The organism is Methyloceanibacter sp., assembly GCF_035650995.1.
GTDB lineage: Bacteria > Pseudomonadota > Alphaproteobacteria > Rhizobiales > Methyloligellaceae > Methyloceanibacter.
Map to the genome: position 1 here is coordinate 23,940 of NZ_DASRGO010000121.1, position 9,689 is coordinate 33,628.

Consider the following 9,689-nt stretch of genomic DNA (forward strand, 5'->3'; position numbering starts at 1 on the left):
CCTTGCGGAACGTGCCCCGCCGCAGCGCGGTTCTTCGTTCATGCAAGAGAGGACCGCCGGCACGGCCAAGGATAACCGGGGCGGACCGCACGTCGAATCGAGCCTGATCGAGACCACCATCCCGGCGCGACTCGATCGCCTCGGCTTCGGCCGATTTCATGTTCTCGTCGTCACGGCGCTCGGCGTCACCTGGGTGCTCGACGGGCTCGAAGTGACACTTGCCGGCGCGGTCGCGGGCGCGCTCAAAGAAAGCCCCACGCTCAGCCTCACCAATGCCGAAGTCGGGCTCGCAAGCACTGCCTATCTCGCGGGCGCCGTGCTCGGCGCGCTCTTGTTCGGATGGCTGACCGACCGGCAGGGGCGCAAACGGCTCTTCTTCATTACGCTCGGGCTCTATCTCGTAGCGACGGCCTCGACCTCGTTGGCCTGGGACTTTTCAAGCTTCGCCCTGTTCCGCTTCCTGACTGGGGCCGGAATCGGCGGCGAATACACGGCGATCGCCTCATGCATTCAGGAATTCATCCCGGCGCGCCATAGGGGCTTTACCGATCTCGTCATTAACGGGAGCTTCTGGATCGGGGCTGCGCTCGGCGCTGCCGCCTCGCTCTTCCTGCTCGACCCTACGGTGTTGCCACCCGATCTCGGCTGGCGTGCCGCCTTCTTCATCGGCGCCGTGCTCGGTCTCGTCATCCTCGCCATGCGCTCGGCCGTTCCCGAATCGCCGCGCTGGCTGACGATCCATGGGCGCCCTGACGAGGCACACGCGATTCTCGATGCGATTGAGGACGAGCATCGCCGGCGCGGGCATGACTTGCCCGATCAAGAGCTGCCCAAATTCCGCTGCCGGGCGCGGCGGTCGACCCCGCTCAGCGAGGTTTTCGCGTCGCTGTTCGTCAGCCACCGAAAGCGCACTCTTGTCGGCCTGAGCCTGATGATCGCGCAAGCCTTCTTCTACAACGCCATCTTCTTCACTTACGCGCTCGTCCTCACCGACTTCTACGGCATCGCGGCGGGGCAGGTCGGCTGGTACCTCCTTCCCTTCGCGGCGGGGAACGTGCTCGGGCCGCTCGTCCTCGGACGGCTGTTCGATACGATCGGCAGGCGCGTCATGATCGCCACGACCTTCGCGCTATCGGGGGTGCTTCTCGCCTTGACCGGCGCACTATTTGCGGCTGGCGTGCTCTCGGCCGCGGCACAGACGGTGGCCTGGACCGTCATCTTCTTCTTTGCCTCCGCCGCGGCGAGCTCGGCCTATCTCACCGTGAGCGAGACCTTCCCGCTCGAGATCCGCGCCCTCGCCATCGCCTTCTTCTATGCCGTCGGCACCGCGATCGGCGGCGTCGGCGCCCCTTGGCTGTTCGGCGTGCTGATCGACACAGGCTCGCGTCTTAGCCTGTTCGGCGGCTATCTGTTGGGCGCGAGCTTGATGGCCGGAGCCGCGCTCATCGCCTTCCGCTACGGCGTCGATGCCGAGCGCAAGCCGCTCGAAGCCGTGGCGCTGCCGCTTTCGACCGCCGAGTGATTATTCGTCGCGATAGACGCGCTCGCGCCGCTCGTGGCGCTCCTGCGCCTCGACGCTCAAGGTCGCGATTGGCCTCGCATCGAGACGCTTCAAGCTGATCGGCTCGCCGGTCTCCTCGCAATAGCCGTAGGTGCCGTCGTCGAGGCGCGCGATCGCCGCGTCGATCTTGGCGATCAGCTTGCGCTGGCGGTCTCTTGCTCTGAGTTCGAGCGCGCGCTCGGTCTCGGAGGTGGCGCGGTCGGCGATATCGGCGTGCTGCTCGGATTCGTCGTGCAGATGCTGCAGCGTCTCCTTGGTGGAGCGCAGAATCTCATCGCGCCAGGTCATCAGCTTGCGGCGGAAATAGGCCCGCTGGCGCTCGCTCATGAACGGCTCGTCTTCCGACGGCCGGTAGTCGTCAGGAATTTTCATCTGCCGAGGTTCAGTAGAGCTCTTCTTCTTCATTGCCCGCATGAGAGTCATGTCCAGACGCAAAGGCTTCGTCATTGGGCTCGAACGCCCCGCTCCCTTGACCGGCTCGCCGATTGTCGAGATCCCCGCCGGGCAGCCACGTATTTACGGAAGCGAGTCCACAAGTCAAGACGCGAGACCCGGCTTGACAAGCGCATGCTCAAGCGGCAGCCGAGTCATTGCAATTCCGTCATATTTCAGATGGTTGGCGTTGCCTCGCCCGGCCCATTTCCTGGGCAGCGGGCCCCCGCCAAAACGCACCCAACCGGCGCACGACCCTTTCGCCCGCGAGGCCGACGCGCTATGAGCGGCGGGGCTCGAACGAGGCGGCGCACGAAAGGACTTTTGCGAGGCGTGCCGATCTCCACCTATACCGACTCGATCGGCGATGCGTTTCGCAGCCTGGGCGAATACGCGAGCGACCTCGTTGCGCCGACCGTGCGGCTCGGCGTGACCGGACTTGCGCGCTCCGGCAAGACGGTGTTCATCACCGCGCTGGTGCACAATCTCATCGCCGCCGCGCGCCTCCCCTTCTTCGATGCCGCCGCCGAAGGGCGGCTCGCGCGCGCCTATCTCGAACCCCAGCCCGACGACGTCGTGCCGCGGTTCGACTATGAGGCGCACCTTGCCGATCTCACCGCCTCGCCGCCCTGTTGGCCCGAGAGCACGCGGCGCATCAGCCAGCTCAGGCTGACGCTCGAATATGCCTCGCGCAAATTCTGGAAGCGGCAGCTCGGCCGCGAGAGGCTGTACATCGATATCGTCGACTATCCCGGGGAATGGCTGCTCGACCTCCCGCTGCTCAGTATCGATTATGCCGCGTGGTCGCGCACGGCGGTCGAGCAGGCCGGCGCATCCGAGCGCAAGAAGGCGTCGAAGGAATGGCGCAAAGCGCTCGCCGAAGTCGATCCGGCCGGCCCCGCCGACGAGGCGCTCGCAGGCAAGCTTTCGAATCTGTTCAAGGCCTATCTGATCGAGGCGCGATCGGACCAGCACGCGTTGTCAACGCTTCCGCCGGGGCGCTTCCTCATGCCGGGCGAACTGGAAGGCTCGCCCGCGCTCACTTTCGCGCCGCTGACGTCCGACGAGGCGGCAAGCTTTTCGCGCGGCTCGCTCTGGCGGCTCATGGAGCGTCGCTTCGAGGCCTACAAGACGCATGTGGTGCGCCCCTTCTTCCGCGATCATTTCGCGCGGCTCGACCGGCAGATCGTGCTGATCGACGTGCTCGCGGCGCTGAACGGCGGCGCGGAAGCGGTGAGCGATCTCGAGCGGGCCATGACCGAGATCCTCGAATGCTTCAGGACCGGCGCCAACAGCCTGTGGTCGAGCCTGTTCGCCCCGCGCATCGACCGCATCGTGCTCGCCGCGACCAAGGCCGATCATCTGCATCACGAAAGTCACGACCGGCTCGAGGCAATCCTCGCGCGACTCACCGGCCGCGCGATGGCGCGGGCGGAATTCGCGGGCGCCGAGGTGAAGGTATTGGCACTTGCCGCCGTGCGCGCGACCCGCGAGGGCGTGGCGCGGCGGAACGGCGAAAAGCTCCCTTGCATCGTGGGCTACCCGCTCCCCGGCGAGACCATCGGCAAGCGGACCTTCGACGGCAACGAGGAGTTCGCCATCTTCCCCGGCGATCTGCCCAAGGATCCGGCGCTCGCACTCAAAGGCTGGCAGACCGAGCACGGCGAGATGCGCTTCGTGCGCTTCCGCCCGCCGAATCCTGTGCCGCTCCCTTCCGGAGGCTTCGCGCCCTTCCCAAATATCCGCCTCGACCGCGCCATTCAGGCGCTGATCGGAGATAGGCTCGCATGAGCAAGAAAGAACAGAGGAAGCCCGCCGCCTTCCGCGTCGAGGACGTCGAAGTCTTCGTGCCTGCGCCTGTGCCGGAAGAGGCCGCGCCCGCGCCGCTTCCCGCCGTAAGGCCGCGGGCCGTTCCCGATTTTCGCCGCGGGCTTCGCTGGGGAAGCATCCTGTTCGGCGCGCTCGGCGGGCTTATCACGCTGGTCGCGTCGCTTTGGCTCTACGACTTTGCGCTCGCGCTCATCGCCCGAGACGACTGGATCGGCTGGGCCGCCGTTGCCCTCCTTGCCATCGTCATCTTCGCGCTCCTCATGATCGTCTTGCGCGAGGTCGCCGGGCTCGCCAGGCTGGGCCGGCTCGGCAAGATCAGACACGAAGCCGATCAAGCCGCTCGCCAGAACGACAAGCCGCTCGCCATCGACGTCGCCGACCGCCTGAAGCGGCTCTATGGCGGCCGCAAGGATCTCGCCTGGGGCTTCAAGCGCCTCGCCGAGCACGAGCGCGACATCATGGACGCGCACGAGCTGATGCGGCTCACCGAACGCACGCTGGTGGCGCCGCTCGATCCTTATGCGCGGGGGATCGTCGCCTCTTCGGCCAAACGCGTGTCGGTGGTGACGGCCGTGAGCCCAGGTGCTCTGATCGACATGGTCTTCGTCGCCGCGGAAAATCTCCGCATGCTCCGGCGGCTCGCCACGCTCTATGGCGCGCGGCCCGGCACGCTGTCCCTGCTCAAGCTCGCGCGCATGGTGGTGACGCATATCGTGCTCACCGGCGGCATCGCTATCGGCGACGACGTAATCCAGCAGGCGATCGGGCACGGGCTCACCGCCAAGCTCTCGGCAAGGCTCGGCGAAGGCATCTTCAACGGCGCGCTCACCACGCGGATCGGCATCGCCGCGATCGACGTGTGCCGGCCGCTCCCCTACATCGAGAGCAAGAGGCCGCGCTTCCGCGAACTTGTCGCCGAGGTCGCCGGCGTCGCTTGAGGGGCGGCCTAGCCCAAAAGCCTGCAGCCATCGACGGCCACCTGCTGCGACTGGCCATCCTTGAACTTGAGCGTGACCGTAACCTTGTCGGCACAGGCGAGCCCTCCGACGCGGATGCGGAAGCCGGTATTCTGCTCTCGCGAGACTTGCGACTGCGGCATGACCGCCGGCGTGTTGAAGTCATAGGCGACGGCAAGGAGCCGCTGTTTGATCTCGGCGGGAGCTTCGAGCCAGAACTCGAAATCGTAGAGCGGGCGTCCGCGGTCTTCGCCTTTGATCTCGGTCGCTTTGGCCTTGACCCAGCCTTCGACCTCGGCCGCGGCAGGAAGGGGCAGCGGCGCAGCCTCATGTGCCTGCGCCGATGCTTCTGCCATTGCGCCAGACGCAGTGACTTCGGCAGGGGTCGTCGGTGAGGGTTCGTCGGAGGTGAGAGGAAACGGCTTGACCGCATCCCACGGCAGTTCCTCCCTGCCCTTCGCATCGGGGGAAAAGGCCTTGGGCGGCGGCTCCTGATTTGCAGCGTCCGGTTTCGGCTGGCTCTTGACCGGCGGATCGAGGGGAATGTCGGCGAGACCCGCGAGGTTTGGTTCGCCGCTCGGTGCGGCCGACTGGAGGGACGCAGTCGGCCGAGGACTCGCGGGCTGAACCGGCGCGGCCGGCTGCGCTTCGTCTGCGTTCTTCTCAGCCTTGGAGATGACCGTCTCGCCGCCGGGTGTGGACTCACGATCCTGACCGCCGATATCGAACAGGATGAGGCCGGGTATGCCAATTGCGCCCGCGCTTAAGCCAAGCACGGCCTCGAACGCGAGCAGACCCGCAGCCAACGCCAGACTGATCGTGCGGGCGCCACGGCGGTTGACCAGGGCACGCATGATACGACCCGCCAAAACGCAGCGAAAAAGCGCGCGACCCCCGCGCGCGAACCGCTTAGCATAGCGATCCCGCCCCATAAGGGAAGCCGAGCCTTGGGAGCGCCATTTGCCGCGGGGCTCGCTCAACCCGAGGTCGCGCCAAGGCGGTGGATAGCGTGGATAAGATGCGCGTTGCCGATGCATGCGCCCGCCATTGCGTTATGCTCGTTCTTGTGAGCGGCCCCGATTGTGGAACGGTGCCGGCGGAGAAATCCGAAGGCACCGGAAAGCAGCCGGGAAGGTTCACAAGGCAAGGCAAGCCTGGGGTCGTCCTAAGCCATGGACGGCTCAAGGCGGAGGGACAGCCAAGCGCGAAGTGCCACGGTCTTTCGGCAATGCCGCAATACCGTGAGGTGGTGCCGAAGGGGTGCTCCGCGCCGTTTGTTCCATCGCCGGGAGGCTTCAGTCCGGCCAGGGCTGGAGCCGCGTCGTAGCAACGCGACGTAAAACAACGGACCGTGGTCAGTCACGCCGCCGCTTCGCGGGCAACCGTGGAGCCGAGCGCGTGACAGAGACCGAAAGGTCTCGCGGCGCCGACCGATCGTCCCGAACGGGCGTGAGGCTCGACATCGCAACAGGGAGGCGGGGCCCAAAGCTCCGCCTTTCCTTGTTCTTGCCCCCTTTTTTCAGTCTCTTGGCTCCCCTTCTGCCGGCGCCTTGCGGTCGCTAAGATCGCGCCCGCCATGAGAGGGAAAGCTTGGGAACCGATGCTGAGAAGCGCGATCGCCGGCGCCGCCTTGCTCGCCGTCGCCGGCCTTACGGGTTGTGGCGCGGTCGAAAAGATCCGGCCGCAGGCGAGCGAAGGCGCGTCAAGCGACAAGGAAGCGCGATACGTCTCGCCGGAGGACCCGCTGGCGCGCCCAATCCAGGTGGGCTGGACCTCTGCGCGCGCGACCCATTGCGGGTTCATCTTCGACGCGGACCAGCTGCGCGCCGATTTCCTCGCTTCCGAGTCGCGCATGGGGATTCCACCGGAGCAGATGCCGAAGATCGAGAAGGCTTACGACTATACGCGGCAATCGGTGCTCGCCTCGATCAAGGACGACCCCGGCTATTGCAATAAGGAGCGGACGGCCGCCATCAGGCGCGACCTGAACCGCTATCTCGCGGGCGACTACTCGCCCACGGCGCGCATGGCGCAATAGGATCAGGGCCTCGCGCCGTCGCTCGCGTCTCTCGGCGCGCCCGGCTGAGGAAGCGATCTGATCGCCTTGGCAAGGGTCATCAGCGCAGGCTCATCGCCTTCGCCGGCGAGAAGATAGGAAATGCCGTCCTCGGACCAGGCGACGCTCCCCACCCCGCCATAGCGCCTGAAGGTGGGAGCTTCGCCGTCGCCGCCTTTTCTTGCGAAGAGCGCAAGGGGGCCCCCGCTCCTGCCGAGATAAAGGAGTTGCGCCAGAGGCTGATCGCCCGCGCGAAGCAGCTGCCCGCGCTCGAAGCGGTAGCCTTGCGTGTCGAGCGCAGGGATTTTGAGCGAGGGTCCGATCGCCTTGCCGAGCTCGAGGGCGACGAGATCGAGATTGCTCTGGCTTTCCAGTCCGACTTCGAGAGTTTCGCGCGAGAGAAGACCTTGTGCGCGAGCGGCCGTCTCCTGCCACGACGGCTCGATGCTTCCTGTGTATTCGGGATCGCCGGAGCCGAACGAGGTCCGCGTGAAATCCTCAAGACTGAGCGGCCAGCCGTAGCCCAGGACCATGAGCGCGAAGGCTGCGGCAAGGCCGATGCCGGCAAGCGCCGTCTTCGCCGCCGCAGCCCATGGCACGAAGACCCCGGCGCGCTCGGGCTCGGGACCTCCGACTTCGAGCTCCTCGCCGGCAAGGATCGCGTCGAAGGCCGCCTCGAGCCGGTTGTGCGCATCCTTGAGCGCCTTGACGCGCTTGGCGAGGACGTCGTCCTGCTCGAGCACCTTCTCGACCGCGCTCGACTGCTTGCGGGCGAGCCTGCCATCGACATAGGCCACGAGCAGTTCGTCGCTGAGCTCGGTCATGAGAGGTTGCTCCGATCGACCGCCTCGGCGCCCGCGGTGCGCTTCCGCCGACGCGCCGCGCAGAGCCGGTCGGCGAAGGCGGCACTGATGCGGATGAGGCGCGCGGCAATCATGTCGGCGGAGATGTCGAGCACACGTCCGGCCTCGGCGTAGTCGAACCCCTCGCCGTAGACGAGAAGCAGCATGAGGCGATGCTCGACGGGAAGACCGGCGAGAAATCTTACCGTCTCCCAATCGGCGTCGCGGCCGATGAGCGCCGCAAGGCTCCCTTCAGCGATCGACTGCTGTGCCTCAGGGTCCTCAGCGTCCGAAACCTCGGCGAGCCAGGTGGCATAAATCTCGGCGAAGGCCCAAGCGTCGAGCGCTCGGTCCCGCCGATAGCGGTGCTGCTCGGCAAGCATCACGTTCAGCGCGCGGCGAAGGAGCGCGGTGGCTCCCGCCCGCTCCCCGACAACAACATCGGCAAAGCGCTTGAGCCGCGGCAGATGAGCGATCAGCCCCGGCCGGATCTGGTCATGGAAGTCTTCCGCCTGCACTTTGGCAGTCCCCGCCGCCTCTCGCGCGGGCGCACGCAACGCGGGAACAGCCCACGCGAATCGCAAGAATACCATATTTGCGCGACGGCCCGTTCGGGACTGAGCAGGCGGCGTCAAAAAGCTCTTGCTTTGAGCGGTAAGCTGCCCAATGTTTGCGCAAGTGCGGGGAATTTCGTCTATGTCAGTCGTGCCCCAAAGGTCCGATCAGACCAAGTCCAAGTCCGTCGAGCCGCAGCGTCCGAGTCTCAAGGAGCGCGTGGCGAACGCAAAGGCCGGGACGAAGGACGCGACGAGGAGCGCAGGCGGTTCAGGCGTCGGCGCGTGGTGGAAATCGATTCTCGGCGGCAAGGGGAAGCGCGCGGCGCCGCCCGCAAACGCGGCGACGCCCGCGGCGGCGGGTGCAGCCGGCGCGGCAAGGCCCGCGACGTCTGCCGCACATCCGGCGAAACCGCCGGCACAAGCCGCGACCGCGGCGAAACCTGCGACGCCATCAGCAAGCGCGGCGAAGCCCGCAACGCAGATGACGGGCGTGGCCAAGCCTGCGCCACAAATGAAGCCGGCGCCACAAATGAAGCCTGCGCCACAAATAGCGGGCGCGGCGAAGCCTGCCGCCCAAGCGGCAAGCACAGCGAAGCCTGCGGCGAATCAGGCGAGCGTGGCGAAGACGCGCGCCGCTGAGCGCCTCGCCCAGCTCGCCGGCCAGACCAAGGCGCAAACCACTCACGCCGTCGCCGCCGGCAAGGTGGGGCTCGAGCGCGCCGCCAAGCTCGGCCGCGAGAAGGTCCTACCCGAGCTCGAGCGCACCGGCGCCAAGCTCAGAGAGCGAACCCGCCCCGACCGCCTCAAAAGCGACTATCGCCAATATCTCTTCCGGCTCCACGAGCGCGTGCTCGATGCTTCGACCGAGCAACTCTTCTTCAAGCCGACCAAAGATCCCGTGCCGCTCAGCGGGCTCACCATCCGCGGGCCGAACCGCGCGCACGGCCATGATTACAAGCCTTCGCCGTGCAGCCTGTTCGAGTGGACCATGGGCGCCATCGACTACGATTTCTCGCGCCTCACCTTCGTCGACTACGGCGCGGGCAAGGGCCGCGTGCTGCTGCTTGCCTCGCAATATCCGTTCGCGGCGGTCGGCGGCATCGAGTTCGCCGAGGAGCTTCACGACGACGCGGTGATGAACATCGCGCAATACCCGCGCTCGCGCATGAAGTGCCGCAACGTCGAATGCGTGCTCGAGGATGCGACCACGATCGGGCCGCCCGAGGGCGAGTCGGTCAATTACTTCTTCAATCCGTTTTCGCGCGAGGCCTTCGCCGAGGTGCTGTACAACCTCGTCGTCTCCTATCGCAAGCGCCCGCGCCGGCTCTATCTCATCCTCGTCGATCCGATTGCGACCGATCTCGTCGATCAGAGCGGGGTGTTCTCGCGCCTTCAGCTCCCCTTCCCCGAGAACCTCAAGGTCAAGCTGCTCAGCCCTTACGAGATCGCGCTCTA

General features: G+C 66.4%; 9 protein-coding genes. 5 read left to right on the forward strand and 4 right to left on the reverse strand.

Annotated features, from left to right (window positions below):
• Positions 1-40: 40 nt before the first annotated feature.
• Positions 41-1,522: an MFS transporter gene (locus VFB18_RS09045; RefSeq protein WP_324973858.1), complete on the forward strand. Its 1,482-nt coding sequence runs from the start codon at positions 41-43 to the stop codon at positions 1,520-1,522.
• Here the strand turns inward: VFB18_RS09045 and dksA are convergent, their stop codons facing one another.
• Complete coding sequence (dksA, locus tag VFB18_RS09050) at positions 1,523-1,933, reverse strand: RNA polymerase-binding protein DksA (RefSeq protein ID WP_324973860.1); 411 nt, start codon at positions 1,931-1,933, stop codon at positions 1,523-1,525.
• A gap of 342 nt (positions 1,934-2,275) precedes the next feature.
• Between dksA and VFB18_RS09055 the strand changes: the two genes are divergently transcribed.
• Together VFB18_RS09055 and VFB18_RS09060 are read left to right on the forward strand one after the other, a co-directional pair.
• Positions 2,276-3,784 carry a YcjX family protein gene (locus VFB18_RS09055; protein WP_414675676.1) on the forward strand — a complete coding sequence of 503 codons (1,509 nt, stop codon included), beginning with the start codon at positions 2,276-2,278 and terminating at the stop codon, positions 3,782-3,784.
• Positions 3,781-4,761, forward strand: coding sequence for a TIGR01620 family protein (locus VFB18_RS09060; protein WP_324973864.1), 981 nt, complete (start codon positions 3,781-3,783; stop codon positions 4,759-4,761). The genes VFB18_RS09055 and VFB18_RS09060 overlap by 4 nt, the downstream gene beginning before the upstream one ends.
• Before the next feature lie 8 nt (positions 4,762-4,769).
• Here the strand turns inward: VFB18_RS09060 and VFB18_RS09065 are convergent, their stop codons facing one another.
• Positions 4,770-5,633 carry a hypothetical protein gene (locus tag VFB18_RS09065; RefSeq protein WP_324973866.1) on the reverse strand — a complete coding sequence of 288 codons (864 nt, stop codon included), beginning with the start codon at positions 5,631-5,633 and terminating at the stop codon, positions 4,770-4,772.
• Between the two features lie 746 nt (positions 5,634-6,379).
• Here VFB18_RS09065 and VFB18_RS09070 point away from each other — a divergent pair.
• Positions 6,380-6,817 (forward strand): hypothetical protein, encoded by a 438-nt coding sequence (locus VFB18_RS09070; protein WP_324973868.1) that lies wholly within the window; start codon positions 6,380-6,382, stop codon positions 6,815-6,817.
• A 2-nt stretch (positions 6,818-6,819) separates the two neighbouring features.
• On the opposite strand, the gene VFB18_RS09075 is transcribed toward VFB18_RS09070, so the two are convergent.
• A complete protein-coding gene (locus VFB18_RS09075) occupies positions 6,820-7,659 on the reverse strand; it encodes a hypothetical protein (protein WP_324973870.1) in 840 nt (279 codons plus the stop codon).
• On the reverse strand, positions 7,656-8,195 hold the full coding sequence (locus VFB18_RS09080) for a hypothetical protein (RefSeq protein ID WP_324973871.1): 540 nt from the start codon (positions 8,193-8,195) through the stop codon (positions 7,656-7,658). Before VFB18_RS09080 ends, VFB18_RS09075 begins: the two co-directional genes overlap by 4 nt.
• A gap of 178 nt (positions 8,196-8,373) precedes the next feature.
• Here VFB18_RS09080 and VFB18_RS09085 point away from each other — a divergent pair.
• On the forward strand, positions 8,374-9,689 hold a 1,316-nt coding region (locus VFB18_RS09085; protein ID WP_324973873.1), incomplete at its 3' end, for a class I SAM-dependent methyltransferase.